Origin of the sequence: Arthrobacter sp. 9AX (genome assembly GCF_902506095.1) — a bacterium.
In the GTDB taxonomy this organism is placed as follows: Bacteria; Actinomycetota; Actinomycetes; order Actinomycetales; family Micrococcaceae; genus Arthrobacter.
Window position 1 is genome coordinate 2,389,270 of record NZ_LR733293.1, and the last position, 18,352, is coordinate 2,407,621.

Consider the following 18,352-nt stretch of genomic DNA (forward strand, 5'->3'; position numbering starts at 1 on the left):
AGAGGAAAGGATTTCCCGTGGGAAGACTCTTTGATGGCCCCTGGCCGATCGTTATTATCATCATCGTCGCTTTGCTGCTCTTTGCCGCACCCAAGCTTCCGGCCATGGCCCGCAGCCTTGGCCAGTCCATGCGGATCATCAAATCCGAAGTCAAGGAAATGAAGAACGACGGCAAGACCGACACCCCCACCGACGCTTCCGGGCCGGTGGAGGGCACCGTCGTCAACCATCCCCAAGCGAAGCCCGGCGAGCGGACAGACGGCACTGACGTTCCGCCGTCGAACCGCGCCTGACCCCCAGTGGCACTGTCGCGGTCCCGTAAAGCCAACCCCGAAGGGCGCATGGCTCTTTGGGACCACCTCAAAGAACTGAAGAACCGGCTGATCAAGTCGGCGATCGGCGTCGTCATTGGCGGCATCGGAGGCTGGATACTTTACGATCCGCTGCTGAAGGCGCTGGCCGAGCCCGTCAACCGTATCTCGGAACAGACGGGCGGGCTCGCGGCAATCAACTTCGGAAGCATTGCGTCCCCGTTCGACTTCAAACTACAGATGTCGCTCCTGATCGGTGTGGTCATTTCCAGCCCCATCTGGATCTACCAACTGTGGGCGTTCATCACCCCGGGCCTAACGTCCAAGGAGCGCCGCTACACGCTGGGCTACATGGCCGCCGCGGTCCCGCTGTTCCTGGCCGGGATCTGGGCCGGCTGGCTCGTGGTGCCCCAGGTGGTTCACGCCCTGACGCAGTTCACGCCCGAAGGTTCGTCCAGCGTCATTGATGCCCGGACGTACATCGAGTTCGTCACGCGGATGGTACTGGTGCTCGGCGTTGCCTTCCTGGTACCCGTGGTGCTTGTGGGCGTGAACATGGCCGGCATCATTTCGGGCCGCGTCATCCTCAAGGCCTGGCGCATCACCGTGTTCCTGGTCTTCGTCCTGGCCGCGATCGCCGCCCCCGGCGCGGACGCCATCTCCATGTTTATGTTGGCAGGCCCGCTGCTGGTGCTCTTTTTCGCCGCCATCGGCATCTGCCTGATGAACGACAAGCGCCGTGAACGGCGCCAGGCCAAGCGCGTGGCTGAGACCGAGGCCACAGCGGACATCGCCACCCCCGGCAGTGAGCTGAAGAACCTCTAGGCGCCCGATAGGCTTGGGGTATGTCCTCCAATACCGGGCCGTTCTCCACTGGTCCATTCTCTTCCGGACCCAGCGATCCTGAGGAGCTGTCTCCCGCCGAGAGATACCGCGCCGACGCTGAACGAAGGTCAGAAGCAGCCACCTATCTCGGCTCCTTCATCCGGACCCTGGACTTTGAACTGGATGATTTCCAGCGGCAGGCGTGCAAGTCCCTCCAGGAGGGCAGGGGAGTCCTGGTGGCAGCGCCTACCGGGGCAGGAAAAACCATAGTGGGCGAGTTCGCCATCTACCTCGCACTCCAGCGTGGGCTGAAGGCCTTCTACACCACGCCCATCAAGGCGCTCAGCAACCAGAAGTTCACCGAGCTCACCGAGAAATACGGGGCCGAAAACGTTGGCCTGCTCACCGGGGACACCAGCATCAACGGCGATGCGGCGGTGGTGGTGATGACCACCGAAGTCCTGCGCAACATGCTCTACGCCGATTCCGCCACCCTGGACGACCTCGGCTATGTGGTGATGGATGAGGTCCACTACCTTGCGGACCGCTTCCGCGGCGCCGTCTGGGAGGAAGTGATCATCCACCTTCCCAGCGAAGTGCAGGTGGCGTCCCTCAGTGCAACCGTTTCGAACGCCGAGGAGTTCGGCGCGTGGCTGGATACAGTCCGCGGCGACACGGACATCATTGTTTCTGAACACCGGCCGGTGCCGCTGTGGCAGCACGTGATGGTGGGCCGGCAGATCATGGACCTCTTTGCCGGTGAAACCACGTTCGACGAGATCGCACCGCCTGTCGACCCCGGTGCCGCCGCCCAGGCCGGCGAGCCGGAGACCCCCCACGGCAGGAAGGACAAAGCCAGGGGTCCCGGGTTCGATGTGAACCCGGAGCTCATGACTGTGGCGAGAAGCGAAAGCATGCAGGGCTTCCGCGCCAGGTCCGGTCCTGGAGGCCGGGGACAGCGGGGCCGGCGCGGCAATGACCGGCCCGGCCGCGGGGGAGACGAACGGGGCGTGCGTCCCGCCAGCCGCCCCCAGGTCATTGCAAGCCTTGACAGGATGGACCTGCTGCCCGCCATCACGTTCATCTTCTCCCGGGCCGGGTGTGACGCCGCCGTCGCCCAGTGCGTCGGCTCCGGCCTGTGGCTCACCACCGAAAAAGAGCAGCGGATCATCGCCGAGCGCGTCGACGAGGCCGGCCGTGACATCCCGCCGGACGATCTCGATGTCCTGGGTTTCTGGACTTGGCGGGACGGACTCCTCCGGGGGTTCGCCGCCCACCACGCCGGCATGCTGCCCACGTTCAAGGAAGTGGTGGAAAAGCTCTTCGCGGACGGCTTCGTCAAGGCGGTCTTCGCCACCGAAACGCTCGCCCTGGGTGTCAACATGCCCGCCCGTTCGGTGGTGCTGGAGAAGCTGGACAAGTTCAACGGTGAAGCCCACGTGGACATCACCGCGGGGGAGTACACCCAGCTGACCGGACGCGCCGGACGGCGCGGCATCGACGTCGAAGGCCATGCGGTGGTCCTGTGGCAGCCGGGAACGGACCCGACGGCGGTCGCGGGCCTGGCGTCCCGGCGCACCTACCCTTTGAACTCCAGTTTCCGGCCCACCTACAACATGAGCATCAACCTCCTGGCCCAGTTCGGCCGGGCCAGGGCACGTGAAATCCTGGAATCGTCCTTCGCCCAGTTCCAGGCCGACCGGTCCGTGGTGGGCCTGGCAAAGCAGGTCCGCAGCCGGGAAGAATCGCTGGCCGGGTACGCAAAGTCGATGACCTGCCACCTGGGCGACTTCACCGAGTACGCCCGGTTGCGCCGGGAATTGTCCGACGCCGAAAACGTCTCCTCGCGGACCAAGTCCCGGGCCCGCAAATCACTTAACGAAGACTCGCTCGCCAGGCTGCTTCCCGGTGACGTGGTGAACGTTCCCGGTGGAAGGGCGCCCGGACCGGCCATTGTGCTCAGTTCGGACCACAGCAGCCGGGAGCCCCGGCCTGCCGTGCTGACGCTGGACAACCAGCTGCGGCGGATCGGGACGGACGACCTGGAAGGCCCCATCTCACCGGTCACCCGGATCCGAATTCCCAAGTCCTTCAATGCCAAAGTGCCCAAGTCACGGCGCGACCTGGCGTCCTCGGCCCGGAACGCGTTGCGGGAGAACCGTCCGCCCGCCCCGGGGAACAACCGCAACAACGATTTTGGCCTCGCCACATCGCTGCCCAACCAGGAGAAGCGCATCGCAGACCTCCGGCGTGCCCTCCGGGCGCACCCGTGCCACGGCTGCAGCGAACGGGAGGATCACGCCCGCTGGTCCGAACGCTGGTGGAAGCTCCGCCGCGAAACTGACGGGCTGGTCCGGCAGATCCAGAGCCGCACCAACACCATCGCGAAGACCTTTGACCGGGTCTGCGATGTGCTGTCCTCCTACGGTTACCTGGAGCCCGCCGGTGACGGCCGGCTGATCATCAGCCCCGACGGGCAGCGCCTGCGCCGGATCTACGGGGAAAAGGACCTGCTGATCTCCCAATCCTTGCGGCTCGGCGCCTTCAACGACCTTGACGCCGCTGAAGTCGCCGCACTGGCCAGCGTCCTGGTGTACCAGGCCAAGCGGGAGGACCGGGGACTCCGGCCGCGGATGCCCAGCATCTCCCTGGAAACTTCGGTGGACATCATCGTCAGGGAATGGTCTGCGCTGGAGGACGTGGAGGAGGACAACAAGCTGCCGCTGACCGGCGAGCCCGAACTTGGCCTGGTATGGCCGCTCTACAAGTGGGCGCGCGGCCGGCATCTGCAGGACGTCCTGAGCGGCACCGACCTCGCCGCCGGAGACTTTGTCCGGTGGGTGAAGCAGGTTGTTGACCTGCTGGACCAGCTCGCCAAGATTCCCGGCCTCGAACCCCGCCTCGCCCGCCTGTGTTCGGAAGCCATCTCACTGATCCGCCGCGGCGTCGTGGCCTATTCGTCCGTCCTCTGATTCTCCCAACCGGCCACCGACCGGCCCTAGCCCAGGAGTTTGCCTTCCCATGCCCAACCCTGCACCTCTGCCCGACGCCCGCCCGAAGCCCCGTCCGGTGCTCTACCGCAACGGATCCGTCTACACCGCAGCCGACCCGTTTGCCACGGCCATGCTGGTGGATGGCGACACGGTGGCCTGGGTGGGGTCGGAACAGGCGGCGTCCTCCATCGCCGACAGCTCCATGGAGATCATCGACCTCCATGGAGCCCTGGTGGCGCCGGGCTTCGTTGATTCCCACATGCACCTGACCGAAACCGGGATGGCCCTGGACTCCCTGGCGCTGCAAGGCGTTTCCTCGGCCAGGGAACTCCTCGACGCGGTGGCCGCTGCCCGCGGTGACGGTCCCGTCCTCGGCCACGGCTGGGATGACACCAGCTGGGCCGATGCCGCGCTGCCAACGGCGGAGGAACTGGAACGCGCGTCAGGGGGACGGCCGGTCTACCTCGCCCGGGTCGACGTGCACTCCGCCCTCGTGTCGCCGGCGCTGGCGGGCGCCGCCGGCCTTCGTGGCCTTGACGGATACGACGGCGGCGCGCGGGTCACGCGGGCCGCTCACGGAGCTGCCCGGCAGGCCACCCGCCGGCTCCCCGACGAGGTGCTCCGCAGGCACCAGGAGCGTGCCCTGGCCGAAGCCGCGTCCCACGGTTACGTGGCTTTGGTGGAGATGGGTGCGCCGCACATTGGCGGCGCCGAGGACCTCCGGCTGGCCCGGACCTGGAATAACACCAGCGACGAGGGGTCCCCAGCGCCTGAAGTCTTGCCGTACTGGGGCGAACTGGCGACCTCCGAAGAGCACGCCCGCAGCATCCTCGGCAAGCTGGGCCCCGGTGTCCGCGGCCTGGCGGGCGACCTCAACATCGATGGCTCCATCGGATCACGGACTGCAGCGCTGCGGTCCGGCTACAGCGACTCGGCCGGCGAATCCGGCAGCCTCTACCTCAGCGTCGAAGAAGCCGCGGCCCACCTGGCCGCATGCTCGCTCGCCGGCATCCAGGGCGGCTTCCACATCATTGGTGACGCCGGGCTGGACGCTGCGCTGCGGGCCCTTGAACTCGCGGCCGCCGAGGTGGGCGAGCAACGGCTCCGGGCTGCCGGCCACCGCTTTGAACATGTCGAAATGGTGGATGCCGCTGCAGTGGCGACCTTGGCGCGCTACTCGGTCACCGTCAGCGCCCAACCTGCTTTCGATGCTGCCTGGGGTGGGCCCGGCGGCCTCTACGAGAAGCGGCTGGGGGAGCGTAGCAGGTCCATGAACCCCTTTGCGAGTCTGTACTCGGCAGGAGTTCCCGTGTGCTTCGGCAGTGACAGCCCTGTCACCCCGCTGCGGCCCTGGTCCAGTGTCCGTGCGTGCCTGGAGCACCACAATGAGGATGAACGGATCTCGGCGCGCGCAGCGTTCCTCGGCCACACGCGGGCAGGGTGGCGGGCCGCCAGGTACCAGAACCCGATGGCGGGCCAGTTGGTGCCCGGCGCTCCGGCGAGCTTCGCCGTGTGGGAGGTCGAGGAATTGATGGTCCAGGTGGCCGATGGCCGGGTCCAGTCCTGGAGCACCGACCCACGGGCCCGCACACCCCTGCTGCCGGCACTGGACACGGGTGCTGATCCGGTATGCCTGCAGACTGTGCGCGACGGCGTGGAGCTGTTCGCGAGTCCTGCCTTGCGTTCCTGACCCCGTTGCCCGGCGCCCTATAATGGGTAGCTGCGCCCGCCGGCTGTTTCGCTGGCCAGCGGGCGCACCGACCGCTCCCACCAGGAAGGCTCTCTGTGCGCGTCCTTACGATCATCCCTACCTACAACGAGTTGGAATCGCTGCCGATCACCCTTCAGCGGCTCCGTGCAGCAGTGCCGGCCTCGGACGTGCTGGTAGTGGATGACAACAGCCCCGACGGCACCGGCAAGCTCGCCGACGGGATCGCCGCCGAGGACTCCCAGGTCCATGTCCTGCACCGCAAGGGCAAGGAAGGCCTGGGCGCCGCCTACATCGCAGGCTTCAAGTGGGGCCTGGACGCCGGCTACGACGTATTGGTGGAGATGGACGCGGACGGCTCCCACCAGCCCGAACAGCTTCCCCAGCTCCTCGAAGCGATCGAGCAGGGCGCCGACCTCGCCATGGGCTCGCGCTGGGTCCCGGGCGGCAGCGTGGTGAATTGGCCGCTGTACCGGCAGGCTATCTCAAGGGTGGGCAGCACCTACGCCCGGCTGATGCTGGGGCTGAAGATCAAGGACGTCACCGGAGGTTACCGGGCCTTCCGCCGTACCACCCTGGAGAAACTGAACCTGGACCAGGTGGACTCCGTGGGCTACGGCTTCCAGGTTGACCTTGCCTGGCGGGTTGCAAAGATGGGGCTGCGGATCGAGGAACGCCCGATCACCTTTGTGGAGCGCGAACTCGGCGCCTCCAAAATGAGCGGCAACATCGTTGTCGAAGCCATGATCAACGTCACCAAGTGGGGACTCCAGGCCCGCTGGAACACCCTCACCCGCAAGAAGGCTCAGGCAGGGCAGTAGCACAAACGCCAATGGGCCGTCCCGCACACATTGTGCGGGACGGCCCATTTGCTGTATTCAGGGTGCTACGCGGAGCGGCGTTCTCCGCGGCGTTCGCGCAGGATGGTGAGGCGGTCCTCGAGGATCTGCTCCAGTTCAGGCAGGGAGCGGCGCTCCAGGAGCATGTCCCAGTGCGTGCGGACAGCCTTGTCGTTGCTGGTGTCCGGGCGTTCGCCGTCAACCAGGAGCGCTTCCTTGCCGGTCTTGGAAACCCACACCGGAGGAATCTCCGCTTCGGAGGAGAAGGTGACGAAGACCTGCTCGCCGTCTTCGCACCGGTACTCGACGCGCTGGCGCGGAGCCGGCTCGACTCCGGACTCGGTCTCCATGCTCTGCGCACCAAGGCGCATGCCCCGCAGGCTGCGATCGCTCATGATTTCTCCCTCTGGTCGGTTCGCGGTGTAGAACCCGCGCTAGCCGGCGGCGCCAAGCGCCTCCGGACTACTCTGTGCACTGTGCTGCATCGTTAGATTCAACGCATTGCGAAGCTTGGTTGTTCCAGCGGATCTACTCCGGCCGGACAAATACCCAATTATACGCGTGCCCTACCGTGTCGGCCAAAATGGAAGGGATCCGCAGCGGCTGCGGATCCCTTCCCTGTCTTGGCATAGCGTCGGTTTACGGCTCGGAGGGCTTGGCGCCGACCTCATCGAACAGGCCGGTTGCCGCGGTCTCCGTGGCGGTCCCGCCCAGGGCATTGCCGATGCCCTTGAGGGCTTCGCCGACTTCACTGGGGATGATCCACAGTTTGTTGGACGAGCCCTCCGCGAGCTTCGGCAGGGTCTGAAGGTACTGGTAGGCCAGCAGTTTCTGGTCCGGGTTGCCCTTGTGGATGGCGTCAAAGACCTTCTGGATGGCCTGGGCCTCACCGTCTGCACGGAGGATGGCCGCCTTGGCATCGCCTTCGGCCGCGAGGATGGACGCCTGCCGCTGGCCTTCGGCGGTGAGGATGGCTGACTGCTTGGTGCCTTCTGCGGTGAGGATGGCGGCACGCCGGTCCCGCTCCGCGCGCATCTGCTTCTCCATCGAGTCCTGGATGGAGTGGGGCGGGTCGATGGCCTTGAGCTCCACCCGGGAAACGCGGATGCCCCACCGCCCCGTGGCCTCATCCAGCACGCCGCGCAGCTGGCCGTTGATCTGGTCGCGGGAGGTGAGTGCCTCTTCGAGGTTCAGGCCGCCCACCACGTTGCGCAGGGTAGTGGTGGTCAGCTGCTCGACGGCCTGGATGTAGTTGGCGATCTCGTAGGTGGCCGCCCGCGGGTCAGTGACCTGGAAGTAGACCACCGTGTCGATCGACACCACCAGGTTGTCCTCGGTGATGACCGGCTGCGGCGGGAAGGACACCACCTGTTCGCGCAGGTCCAGCAACGGCAGGAGCCGGTCCACAAAAGGAATCAGGATAGTGAGTCCCGGGTTCAGCGTGCGCTGGTACTTGCCCAGCCGTTCCACCACGCCCGCGCGCGCCTGCGGAATGATCCGCACCGAACGGACCAAAACAATAATCACAAACACGATCAGGACTACCAGCACAATGGCCAATGCAGTACCTCCGGCGTTATCCATACATCTCCTTGTTCCCCAATTGATCAGGCTGTATCCGGACTGGCCGCGGACTCGGTGGGGGCTGACACCACTGCGGTGGCCCCCTCGATCGCGGCGACCACAACTTTTTGCCCGGCGGCAAGGACTCCGCCTGCGGAACGGGCGGTCCAGATGTCACCGCCGATTTTGACCAGGCCGCCGTCGGAAGTCACTGGCTCCATCACCAACGCCTGTTCACCGATCAGCCGGTCCACGTTGGTCCGCTGGTCTGACGGGCCCTTTTTCAGGTGGGACAGGGCAACGGGCCGGACGAAGGCGATCATCAGCAGCGACACGACGCAGAAGACGACGATCTGCAGCCAAAGGTCTGCGCCCGCGAAGTCGGCCACCAGGGCGGCAAGGGTCCCGCCACCAAGCATGATGAAAAACAGGTCAAGCGTGATCATCTCGATCACTGCAAACGCCAGGAAAGCGGTGAGCCACAACGCCCACCAGTTTTCGCCGAGCCATTCGAACAAGTTCTCCCCCTTCGCTACGGGGAGCCGCGGACGCGCACCCGCCAGTAACTGTCCTTCAATCTTAGTGCTGCCCATCAGCTGTGGGCAGCTTCATCCGTGCGGCCGGAGGATAGTGGCCAACTCGTTACCCGGCTGCGTGTTTCCCCGGGCGGAAGACCATCAGCTGGAACTTCGCACCTGCTGCGACCGGCTCGGGCAGGCCATCGAGGCGGACCAAAAGGGCATCCCGGTCCAGATGGTGTCCTGCCGGCCCCATGAATGCCAGGTCCGCGGCTTCCCTGCGTGTCAGCGCCAGGGGAATGTCGACGTCGATGGTCGTTTCGGCACTGAAATGGCCGCTCATGGCTTCGGCCAGCCGGGCTTCTTTGTCCTCTCCGATGCCCAGCATGCCGGTCACGGCCGCCAGGGAGGCAAGGTGGCCTTTACGCGGCGTGACCACCACCAGTCGCCCCGACGGCCGCAGCACCCGGGCAAACTCGGCAGCGTTGCGCGGCGCAAAGATGACGGTGACAGCGTCCACGGAACTGTCCGCCAGCGGCAGGGGCTGCCAGATATCACAGACCAGGTTCACGGCCTCCGGGTTGATCCGCGCCGCCCGGCGGAGCGCAAACTTGGAGATGTCCAGGCCCAAGGCTGCAACGGTCCGGCCCTGCGCTGCGGCAGCATCGAGCAGGGACCGAAGGTAGTGCCCGGTTCCCGTTCCCGAGTCCAGCACGGCGGCGCCGGCTTCCGGCAGGAAAGGCACGACGGCGGCAGCCACCGCATCAGCAAGGGGCGCGTAATGGCCGTTCCCCAGGAAGTCGGAGCGGGCCTGCACCATGGCGGATGAATCGGCTTCGAAGGCTGTTCCCTTACCCACCAGCAGGTTGTAGTACCCCTGCCGGGCCGCATCGAAGCTGTGGCCGGACGGGCAGGCAAGCCTGCCCTGACCCGTGTCCGCTGCCAAAAGGTCCAGTCGGTTCGAGCACACCGGGCACTGTAACGGCAGGTTCGTGGTTGAGGGCATGGGATCCATCTTATGGCGGGGCTCTGCGGGGCGTTTCCTGGTGCTGGCCCGCAGCGGGCAGTTCAGGTGCGGCTGATACCGGCGGGGCCGGCGTCGAATCCCAGGCCTTGCTGTGCCTTGCTGATGCCAGCTTCCGCCCAGCGCGCCGCGTATTCAGCGTTGCTGCTGAGCGACCGCAACTGGGCGCGGTCCACATACAGCACACCGTTCAGGTGGTCCGTTTCGTGCTGCACTATCCGGGCCTGCCAGCCGGAGAACTCCCGCTGAGTGGCTGCTCCGTCCGGCGTCTGGAATTCAAGCAGTACTTTGTCCGGGCGGGCAACCACCGCCTGCAGCCCGTTGAGGGACAGGCAGCCCTCGTAAAAGGAGGCAAGCCCGGTCCCCAGTGGTGTGTAGCGCGGGTTCACCACCGCAAGGAAGTCCAGCGGACTCCGGTTCCGCAGGGCTGCTGCCTCCGGATCGACGTCGAACTGGTCCTCAAGGACAGCCAGTTGCAGCGGTATCCCGAGCTGGGGTGCTGCGAGGCCAACACCGGGCGCCCCATGCATCACTTCGCGCATAAGGTTGATTAACCGGTTCAACAGGTCGCCGGACAGCTGGCCGTCAAAGGCGGCGGCACGCTGCCGGAGGGCTGGGTGGCCGGCCTGCACGATGGGCGGAAGGGTCCCTGCGGCGAGGATCCGCTCCACGGTTTCGCGGATCTGTTCGGCGCTGAGGTCTGTTCCGGGCGTGCTCTGGCTCATGAGCAAAGCCTAACGGGCGGGCGCCTGCCGCCCGCTCGGCTAGTGTCTATGTCATGCCTGCCCCTTCCTCTCCGAGCGACACCGCATTGGACGCCCCGGCACCGGACCACCCGCCCGCGGGAGCCTCACCGCTGGATTGCGTCCTGGGGTTCATCCGCGTCCTGGAATCGGGCGGGGGAGGGGCCCGGCTCCGGCCGTTCCTGGCTGACTCGTTTTTGCTGGTGGAAGCCCCGCACCTGCTGGCGCCAGAGGGTTCCACGCGGACGCTGTCCGAGGTGCTTGCCGGCGCGGATCAGAGCTCCGATGTGGTGGCGGACCAGGAGTTCGTCATCCGGCGGACCACCTGTGAGGGCGGCCGCGTGGCTGTCGAAGCCGACTGGTCCGCGACGGTGCAGATGGACCTTCGCTACTGGGACCGCGGTGAGGTGATCCGGGCCCGGACGTCGTCCGTCTTCGAGGTCCGGGACGGGCTGATTATCAGCCAGAACAGCTACGACTGCTACTACCGGTAGTCCCGCCGGCCGCATGGCCGGTTACTGCATGGTGAAGCGCCGTGCCACCCAGCGGTTGACGGCCGGGGTGGCTGCCGCGGCGCTGATGCCCAGGTTCCGCAGGGTCAGCAGGGGCCCGGGCAGCGGGCGGCCCAGCAGCATGTTGATCTCAGACTGGCGCCTGGCCAGCAATGCCGCCTTCCGCCGGCCGGCGTCGAATTCCTTGAACAGCCGTTCCACGTTGTCCGGGCGGCCGCCGGACAACGTTGCCCGGATCAGGGGGGAGAGGGCCTGGGCATCCAGCCAGCCCAGATTCATGCCTTGGCCGCCGATGGGGCTTATCTCATGGGCCGCGTCACCGATCAGGACAACCCGTCCGGCCACCATCCGGCGTGCCAGCGTGGACCGGACGCTGAAGGCACTCAGCATGGTGTTGGTCCCGGCGTCCGGGAAGACTCCGGTCCGTTCCCTCACCAGCGCTGCCAGCTGGTCCGGCCCGGCACCACCGGCGGGACGGCCCAGCCGCACCACCCACCGGCGGACCCCGTCCGGCAGCGGGAATGATTCCACGATGCCGCCGGGCTCAAGGAACAGGACCGCAGTCCCGGCGTTAAGTCCCGGGTCCTGGAAGTCGCCCATGAGGTAGTGATCCGCGTAATTCCTGGCCCGGACGGGCACACCGAGGAGGTCGCGCACACGGGACCGCGCGCCGTCGGCCGCCACCACGAGGGACGCCTCGAACTCCACCCTTTGGTGGCCGGCGTGCCCCACCACGGTGACCCGGCCGCCGTCGTCCTTCACTTCACTGGCCCGGACGCCGCGGACGATGGCATCGCCGTCGAGGTGGTTGACACGCTCCTCCAGGAGCTCCTCCGTGCGGAACTGGGGCAGCGCCAGGACGAACGGGAACGCGGCTGACACCCCGGCAAAGGACATGGTGCCCACGGATCGGCCTCCCCGCACGGCCATTCCGTAGCGGATCCGGACGCCGTCCCGGACAGCGGAAGAAGCAACCTGAATTCCGTGCAGCGCCTCAAGCGCGGGTGGATGGATGCCGATGGCGCGGGTGTGCATGTTCCTCGATTGGCGCTGTTCCAGCACCCTGACGCCAACGCCGTCCTGCAGCAGCGAAGCGGCAAGGTACAGTCCCACGGGACCGCCGCCGACGATCAGGACGTCGGTTGCCACGTCAGTTCCTGCGCAGGGCGAGAACCTGGTGGAACGCGGCACCGGCTTCCACCGCCCAGCCGGGGGGAGCGAGCGCAGATAATTCCGCGGGCGTGTAGCTCCTGCGGATGGAGGTCAGTCCGTCCACGCGGATATACGAATGGCGGAATGGCAGTGCTGCAGCGGAGAACAAGGCGTAGGCTGTCCGGCTTCGGCGGAGGTCGTTGTGGAGCACCTTCTGCAGGGCCAGGACATCGGAGTCAGTGAGCAGCTGCTGAAGCCCGCCGGCAGAAAGATGATGGAGTACATGGTTTGAGATGACGAAGTCGAACGCGTTGCCTTCCCGCACCAGATCCGCACTGTGCGCCTGCCGGAACGCCACCTGTGCCAACGGCGGCCGGCCTTGTGCGAAGGCTGCGGCACGGTAATCCGGGTCGATGCCGGTGATCCGCAGGTCCAGTCCGTCGCGGCGGGCCCACCCGGCCAGCAGGTACGCGAGATCGCCACCACCGGATCCGATGTCCAGCAGCGTGGCAGGGGCCGTCTTTTTCGCCAGCGCCGGGCGGAGCTCCCGGACGTACAGCCTCCGCCAGCCGGACAACGCACGGTTGACCAGCCCAAACTGGCGATAGGTGTTGTCCAGCAGCCCGGGGTCGCAGTCCGGCCGGTCCATCAGCTCCACAGCATCAACGGCCCGGCGCCGCAGCAGGAGGTCCACCCGGCTCAGGGAACCGGCACTTCCGCCGCCTGCCCGGACATCCGGTCCAGGCTGGCGCCCACCGGTGCCTGGCGCAGCTTGGTGAACAGTCCTGTCTCCACCGTGAGTCCGGGCCCGAATGCCATGGAGCAGATCCGTTCAGCGCCGTCTTCGGTAGCCTGTTCGAGGATGTGCTTGAGCACAAAGAGAACGGTCGAGCTGCTCATGTTGCCGTAGTTGCGCAGGGTCTCGCGTGCCGGGACCAGCTGCTCATCGCTCAGGCCGAGACGGGACTGGACTTTGTCCAGGATGCTGCGGCCGCCGGGGTGTATGGCCCAGTGGCGGATGGAAGCGTAGGGGAGTGCCTCCAGTTCCGGGTCCCTCGCCAGGAGGGGCCGCAGCGCGTCGACAATGTGGTCATCGATGATGTGCGGCACGTAGTTGCCCAGCACCATTTCGAAGCCGTGATCGCCGATGTTCCACGCCATGGCGTCCTCGCCGACAGGTGTGAGGACGGTTTCGAAATGGTCCAGCCGGAGCAGGGATTGTTCCTCGGCGCCGTTGCGGGCTGTTACGACGGCGGCCGCGGCACCGTCGGCGAACAGGGCGGAGCCCATGATCGTGTCGGGATCGTTGGAAGTGCGGACGTGGAGGGAACAGAGCTCGGCGCACACCACCAGCACAACGGCGGTGGGATCCGCCTCACAGAACAGTTTCGCTGCGCGCAGGGCAGGAAACGCCGCATAGCAGCCCATGAATCCAAGGTGGTAGCGCTGGACGGCCGGGTCCAGGCCGAGCTCCCGGACGATTTTGTAGTCAGGTCCGGGGTTGAAGAACCCGGTGCAGGAAACAGTAATTAGATGAGTTATGTCAAGTAACTCGAATTCCGGGGCGGCTGCGACGGCGGAGCGGGCAGCTTCCACAAAGAGCTTGGTGGCCTCACGGCCGAAAATCTCATTGCGGACCTTGGTGCTGGGATTCAGCAGGAGGCCGGTCCGGGGGTCGTAGAACTGCGGATTTTCGGACCGGAAATCGTTGGTGAGTTCCTCCACGGCGGTGAAACGGGTATCGATGGCGGCCGAGTCAAAACACGTACTGACAAGCCGCGAACCGAGCCTGGTCAAACCAGGCTGGGCCGCAAACACGTCACGGGCTTCTGTCTGGATCAGCATCGTTTTCGGGACAGCAGTTTCAAGTGATCGCACATAGACCGTCATTGACTCATTCTTAACGAGGCCTTCGGATAAGACAATGCTGACCTGCGGATTCGTGTGGTGCAGCAGGCTCTGGGCAATGCGGACCACAGGCAGGTGCCGGGCCCCTTTCGGGGCCCTGACAAAGTGCCGATAATCTACATTATGTAAAGCTAGGGCTGAGAGGGACTCCTCCTTCGCTTATTCAGCGAGCGCCTAGCCCTCGCATTCGACGCAGTACGAGTGGCCGTTGCTTTGGCGTGCCAGTTGGGACCGGTGCCGGACGAGGAAGCAGGACGAGCAGGTGAATTCGTCCTTGCCCTGCGGGATGACCTGGACGATGAGTTCCTCGGAGACGATTTCCCCGCCCGGAGTCAGTCCTTCGTCAAGGACGTCGGCTTCATCCAGTTCGGTGACGACGCTGCGGGCGTCCGGGGCACTGGCGGACTTCAGCGCTTCCAGCGAGCTGTCCTGGGATTCCTTGACATCGGAACGGACTTCGTCATAATCGGTTGCCACGTTGGTGCTTCTCATTTCTGTTGTGCTTCTTCTCCGACCGAGACTGCAACGTACTCCGTTGTTCCCTTGTTCCCACGCTTGGTGCTGATGAAACAGCGCCGCCGGATAACTGTTCGCCTCGCCCGCAACCGGCCATAAGCACTCCCCTGCTGCCGCGTCAGGTGCTCAAAGCTGTGGCTGACTGGCATAACGACTCTCGGCCCGGCCCAGATGCCGCTGCTCCGCGCCCAATCTTCAAGTTCGTGGGGTTATACGTCGAAATAGCGCGTGTGGAGGGTGCCCGGCGAGAGTGGTTTTAGGATTTCAGCGGCCAGGTCCCGCAGTTTGATGTTGCGTCCGTTGAAGCCCTTCTGAGAGTTTGGAAGATTTTGAGGGCGGGACGTAAGGCCGTTGAAACGTGCGCGGCGAAATCTTCTGCGCTGATGATGTCTGAGTCGGTGAAGGCGCCGGCGGGTGCCGCATAGAAAGCAAGGGCAGCTGGGGTTTCTGTTTCCACCAAGATCGGGACGGCCAGGACGGATTGGACCCCATGGGCTTCGGCTGCCTGTATCGCGGCCACCGCTGCTCGGCCTGTTCAGCTTACGCTGACCGCTGTATTTCCTCGTGCCCTTCGCGGGCCAACTTCGGAGGAAGAGCACTTCAGCTCGGCTTCGCCATCCCCGGACTCCCCCAATACCCCGCAAGTAGATCGAAAGAATCCCGTTATCGGCGTTTTGTCCGAGCCGTCGTTAGACGAAAGAAGCGCACAGCTGATTCTAGGTGAAGGAGGATCAGTTCTCGGGTAGGACGCCGAACGGTGGCCCGATGCTCAAGATCGGTACAAGGTCTGCCGAGGATTGGCTTATTCGCTTCCGCTCGGTCGCCCGGGGTTCTTAGAGTGTTTGCACAAGCAGCAACGATTACGTCGAGGGGGACGTATGAGGACGAGTGAAAACCATACGGCTAAGGAATCGAGCACAGTCCGGGCAGTTCCAGCAGCGCCCAGCAGTCGCCTGGCTCAGCCGCGGCCAGCGCCCCAGCTTCCAGCGCGCAACGATAGGGAACACGAAATGCAGCGGCTGATCCGGGACCTGGCCGCGCTTGCCGCACATAAGACATCGTGATCGCTATACCCCAACCGCCTCCCGTTCCTGTCGCGCACCTTAGCTCCGCTGCCAACGGCCACACGCCCGGAGAACTTCTTCGCGCGCAACATCTCCCCCTTATCGGGAACCTACCTGCGTGTTCCCCATCTGCCGAAACCCGTACCCACTACTCAGGTGTCCCTCGGCCTCTGGCTATAGCGTGGTGGGCGGCGCCGGCGGCGAGGGCGTCGCCTGAGACCACGACGCCTCCCCCAGCCGTCGCCGGCTCCCACTTCTTTGCTACGAGGCGGATTCTTCGAGTGGAATTCGACCCAAAAGTCCTGAAGTAGGAAAATCGCAACCCATGTGTCCCTATGGGCTACTTGACGGAAAATCCGTTAGGCGTTCGCCCAACCGCTTCTGGGCCCTATAGGACGATAGTGCCAGGCAACGGGTCGGCTTCGGGAAGCCTTCGAGGTTCTGCGAAGTTGCCGTCCGCTGGCAGTCCCGGAGCATACAAGGTTGTGTGCAAGAGCGGAGCTCGAAACCCTTCTCTTCCCTGTTCCCCACCCCTTCCATGGTCACAGTTCAGGGTCCTGTCCGCTGACGCGGGCAGGACCCTGAACTGTTGTTGCTGGCGGTTAGCGCGTGGTAACTGCTCCCGTCGCGGTTCCGCCGCGGCTGGTCTGGACCATCACACTGCTGACCTGCCGGTTCGGGCCCGGCTTGGCCTGCAGCGACCATGCGCCCAAAGTGTCCACCTGTGCGGTACCGAGCTTGGTAACCGCCCTGCCGGGGGTGGTGTCGTAGATGACAACGGTCGTGGCCGGGATCAGGAGTGCCGTGCTGCCACCCAGTGTTGACGTACCGGAAATCCTCATGTCCTTTCCAATCCGGTGGCGGGAACCGGCGTCAACCGTCACGGTGTCGGCCTGGATGGCCACGTCAACGGTGGCCGGGGCACTATCTGCACCGTTCTTATCGGTCACAATCAGCTCGATCTTTACCGAGCCATCCCCCTTCTCATTCAGCGGAGCCGTGTCCGTGCTCTTGGCGTAGAAAGGAATGGAAACCACCGGTTTTGCCGCAGTGTTGTTCGACAGGGTAACGGCAGGGCCGCTTACCTGGCGCCACTTGTAGCTGACGGCGCCGGTGGATGCGCTGCCGTCAAGCTGCACGGTGCCGCCCCGGTTCAACGAGGGCGAAGCGGCGGTGGCTGTTGCGGTTGCAGGCGCGTTCGGGTCTACAGGTGGCGGGGTGACGGTGCCTGTCCCGCCACCGGTGTCCGTCACAGGACCCGGATCAGGTTGTGCGGTGATGGGGTCCAGGCCCACAGGGGTGACGTCGCCGCCGCTGATCGTGACCGGCAGGGAAGCCGAACCACCGGTGGCTGTCTTCACGGTGACAGTTGAAGGCGGGGCCTTGATCGGCCACGATTTCTCGGTTTGGGTTCCGGGAGTTGCGTTGTCGAGAGTGCCGATATCAGTGACAGTCAAAGCACCCGTTTCACTTGATACTGCGGCGACCGTAAGGGCGGTTCCGTCAAATGATGCCTTGGTAACGGAAATCGTGCTGGGCTTGGCCACCTTGACGGTGCTGCTGCTGGCGGGCTTGTCACCGATGTTGGTGATCTTGACGCTCTCTGGCGCAGAGCCGTTCAACTTGATCCGGGCGTAGTACCGACCGGATCCCGGATCGCTAACCATAGGCGTTGTCTCGAACGTCGATCCCTGTCCATCTACCTGGAGCTGAGCCTCAGGGCCGCTGCTGGCGAAGACATCTATCATGTCGCCGTTCTGGATGGCGCCGTCGGCGCTGACTCCGCGGTTGGTGGAAATCTTGCCCTGGAGGCCGAATTGGTCGGTTTCCAGGTTAAGGCCCCCACCGGTGACAGAGAACTTGTTGTAGTTCATGGGGCTACCCGTGACCGCGTGTTCCTGGTTCGGGTCACCGAGGTATCCTTCCGGTGCTACCGGGGCGACCGCAGGATCCCACTTCAAAAAGGGTCCGATATTGCTCTTCAAAGCGGTGCTGAAGTTGCCGATTGCCGGCGAGATGTCTTCGACGAGTTTCCCGTCGCCGGAACCGTCGGTGTCGATGGTGATGGTGCCGTACGGGTGCTTGAACTCCAGCGTCGTGTTTGCCGGGCCGCCCTTGACAACGATGCGCTGACGGCCGAACACTACCTGGTCACCATCCGTGACCGTATTCGCGAATGCAGCTTCAAGACCGAGAACCAGGACTGCTCGTCCTCCGCCAGGCAGATCCAGTCCCGAGCCCGCGAGCATGTAAAAAGCCTCCTCCGGGAAGTTGTCCGGGAAAGAGATGGGGGCAGTTTCGTCCGGGACATCGCCGGGCAGGAACCCACACAAAGGGTTCAGGGCGTCAAGGCACAGCTCAACGCGGGTTTTGGTGCTGTCCTCATACCAGGCCGGAAAACCGTGTTCGGTGTTGACGGGGCCAACGGCAATTAGCTTTCCCGGGTTCTTCACGGTCACCTGGGTCGCGGCCAGGGAAGCTCCTGCTCCAGTCCCAATGAGTAGGATGGCGGCCACAGCAGCAACAGCCTTACGCGTACTCAAGCGGAACCTCAAGCGCGCTCTTGGCGCCTGTGGTGGGTTGGGTTTCATTTTGCTCCTCCAAAAGGGGTGGGGTGGCCCTTTATGTCTACGGGGAGGTTCTTGCAAAACACTTTGAGCCCCGGTTGGAAAAACC

General features: G+C 64.9%; 17 protein-coding genes. 6 read left to right on the forward strand and 11 right to left on the reverse strand.

The window, feature by feature from the left end; genetic code table 11:
- Window positions 1–17: 17 nt before the first annotated feature.
- The 5 genes from tatA (at window position 18) to BACI348_RS10960 (ending at window position 6,658) form a co-directional block, all read left to right on the forward strand.
- A complete protein-coding gene (gene tatA, locus BACI348_RS10940) occupies window positions 18–293 on the forward strand; it encodes a Sec-independent protein translocase subunit TatA (RefSeq protein ID WP_159825725.1) in 276 nt (91 codons plus the stop codon).
- A 48-nt stretch (window positions 294–341) separates the two neighbouring features.
- The gene (gene tatC / locus BACI348_RS10945; protein ID WP_159825727.1) at window positions 342–1,136 is read left to right on the forward strand and encodes a twin-arginine translocase subunit TatC; all 795 of its coding nucleotides are present in this window, start codon (window positions 342–344) and stop codon (window positions 1,134–1,136) included.
- 20 nt (window positions 1,137–1,156) lie between these two features.
- Window positions 1,157–4,108, forward strand: coding sequence for a DEAD/DEAH box helicase (locus BACI348_RS10950; protein ID WP_159825729.1), 2,952 nt, complete (start codon window positions 1,157–1,159; stop codon window positions 4,106–4,108).
- 49 nt (window positions 4,109–4,157) lie between these two features.
- Window positions 4,158–5,819 (forward strand): amidohydrolase, encoded by a 1,662-nt coding sequence (locus tag BACI348_RS10955; protein ID WP_159825731.1) that lies wholly within the window; start codon window positions 4,158–4,160, stop codon window positions 5,817–5,819.
- Between the two features lie 95 nt (window positions 5,820–5,914).
- Window positions 5,915–6,658 (forward strand): polyprenol monophosphomannose synthase, encoded by a 744-nt coding sequence (locus BACI348_RS10960; RefSeq protein WP_159825733.1) that lies wholly within the window; start codon window positions 5,915–5,917, stop codon window positions 6,656–6,658.
- 65 nt (window positions 6,659–6,723) lie between these two features.
- Here BACI348_RS10960 and BACI348_RS10965 read toward each other — a convergent pair whose 3' ends face one another.
- From BACI348_RS10965 to BACI348_RS10985, 5 genes are all read right to left on the reverse strand, one after another.
- A complete protein-coding gene (locus tag BACI348_RS10965; RefSeq protein ID WP_013600997.1) occupies window positions 6,724–7,071 on the reverse strand; it encodes an RNA polymerase-binding protein RbpA in 348 nt (115 codons plus the stop codon).
- A 244-nt stretch (window positions 7,072–7,315) separates the two neighbouring features.
- On the reverse strand, window positions 7,316–8,260 hold the full coding sequence (locus tag BACI348_RS10970) for an SPFH domain-containing protein (RefSeq protein WP_159825735.1): 945 nt from the start codon (window positions 8,258–8,260) through the stop codon (window positions 7,316–7,318).
- Between the two features lie 23 nt (window positions 8,261–8,283).
- Window positions 8,284–8,757 (reverse strand): NfeD family protein, encoded by a 474-nt coding sequence (locus tag BACI348_RS10975; RefSeq protein ID WP_159830008.1) that lies wholly within the window; start codon window positions 8,755–8,757, stop codon window positions 8,284–8,286.
- 124 nt (window positions 8,758–8,881) lie between these two features.
- The gene (locus BACI348_RS10980) at window positions 8,882–9,763 is read right to left on the reverse strand and encodes a putative RNA methyltransferase (protein ID WP_159825737.1); all 882 of its coding nucleotides are present in this window, start codon (window positions 9,761–9,763) and stop codon (window positions 8,882–8,884) included.
- Window positions 9,764–9,825: 62 nt separating this feature from the next.
- Complete coding sequence (locus BACI348_RS10985) at window positions 9,826–10,506, reverse strand: peptide deformylase (RefSeq protein ID WP_159825739.1); 681 nt, start codon at window positions 10,504–10,506, stop codon at window positions 9,826–9,828.
- 53 nt (window positions 10,507–10,559) lie between these two features.
- Here BACI348_RS10985 and BACI348_RS10990 point away from each other — a divergent pair, with 53 nt between their 5' ends.
- Window positions 10,560–11,018, forward strand: coding sequence for a nuclear transport factor 2 family protein (locus tag BACI348_RS10990; RefSeq protein ID WP_159825741.1), 459 nt, complete (start codon window positions 10,560–10,562; stop codon window positions 11,016–11,018).
- 21 nt (window positions 11,019–11,039) lie between these two features.
- Here BACI348_RS10990 and BACI348_RS10995 read toward each other — a convergent pair whose 3' ends face one another.
- The 6 genes from BACI348_RS10995 to BACI348_RS11020 form a co-directional block, all read right to left on the reverse strand.
- On the reverse strand, window positions 11,040–12,185 hold the full coding sequence (locus tag BACI348_RS10995) for an FAD-dependent oxidoreductase (RefSeq protein ID WP_159825743.1): 1,146 nt from the start codon (window positions 12,183–12,185) through the stop codon (window positions 11,040–11,042).
- Window position 12,186: 1 nt separating this feature from the next.
- The gene (locus tag BACI348_RS11000; protein ID WP_159825745.1) at window positions 12,187–12,882 is read right to left on the reverse strand and encodes a class I SAM-dependent methyltransferase; all 696 of its coding nucleotides are present in this window, start codon (window positions 12,880–12,882) and stop codon (window positions 12,187–12,189) included.
- A gap of 5 nt (window positions 12,883–12,887) precedes the next feature.
- A complete protein-coding gene (locus tag BACI348_RS11005; RefSeq protein ID WP_159825747.1) occupies window positions 12,888–14,078 on the reverse strand; it encodes a type III polyketide synthase in 1,191 nt (396 codons plus the stop codon).
- A gap of 192 nt (window positions 14,079–14,270) precedes the next feature.
- Window positions 14,271–14,573 carry a DUF4193 domain-containing protein gene (locus BACI348_RS11010; RefSeq protein ID WP_159830010.1) on the reverse strand — a complete coding sequence of 101 codons (303 nt, stop codon included), beginning with the start codon at window positions 14,571–14,573 and terminating at the stop codon, window positions 14,271–14,273.
- A gap of 295 nt (window positions 14,574–14,868) precedes the next feature.
- On the reverse strand, window positions 14,869–15,132 hold the full coding sequence (locus BACI348_RS21100) for a GAF domain-containing protein (protein ID WP_159825749.1): 264 nt from the start codon (window positions 15,130–15,132) through the stop codon (window positions 14,869–14,871).
- A gap of 1,146 nt (window positions 15,133–16,278) precedes the next feature.
- Window positions 16,279–18,219, reverse strand: a complete 1,941-nt coding sequence (locus BACI348_RS11020) for a hypothetical protein (protein WP_159825751.1) — start codon at window positions 18,217–18,219, stop codon at window positions 16,279–16,281.
- Window positions 18,220–18,352: the final 133 nt, after the last annotated feature.

What these genes read in the sequence shown, in the direction of transcription:
- tatC (WP_159825727.1), top strand. Translation starts at nt 342, where the DNA reads ATGGCTCTTTGGGACCACCTCAAAGAACTGAAGAACCGGCTGATCAAG.
- BACI348_RS10950 (WP_159825729.1), top strand. Translation starts at nt 1,157, where the DNA reads ATGTCCTCCAATACCGGGCCGTTCTCCACTGGTCCATTCTCTTCCGGA.
- BACI348_RS10955 (WP_159825731.1), top strand. Translation starts at nt 4,158, where the DNA reads ATGCCCAACCCTGCACCTCTGCCCGACGCCCGCCCGAAGCCCCGTCCG.
- BACI348_RS10965 (WP_013600997.1), bottom strand. Translation starts at nt 7,071, where the DNA reads ATGAGCGATCGCAGCCTGCGGGGCATGCGCCTTGGTGCGCAGAGCATG.
- BACI348_RS10970 (WP_159825735.1), bottom strand. Translation starts at nt 8,260, where the DNA reads ATGGATAACGCCGGAGGTACTGCATTGGCCATTGTGCTGGTAGTCCTG.
- BACI348_RS10980 (WP_159825737.1), bottom strand. Translation starts at nt 9,763, where the DNA reads ATGCCCTCAACCACGAACCTGCCGTTACAGTGCCCGGTGTGCTCGAAC.
- BACI348_RS10985 (WP_159825739.1), bottom strand. Translation starts at nt 10,506, where the DNA reads ATGAGCCAGAGCACGCCCGGAACAGACCTCAGCGCCGAACAGATCCGC.
- BACI348_RS10990 (WP_159825741.1), top strand. Translation starts at nt 10,560, where the DNA reads ATGCCTGCCCCTTCCTCTCCGAGCGACACCGCATTGGACGCCCCGGCA.
- BACI348_RS11005 (WP_159825747.1), bottom strand. Translation starts at nt 14,078, where the DNA reads ATGACGGTCTATGTGCGATCACTTGAAACTGCTGTCCCGAAAACGATG.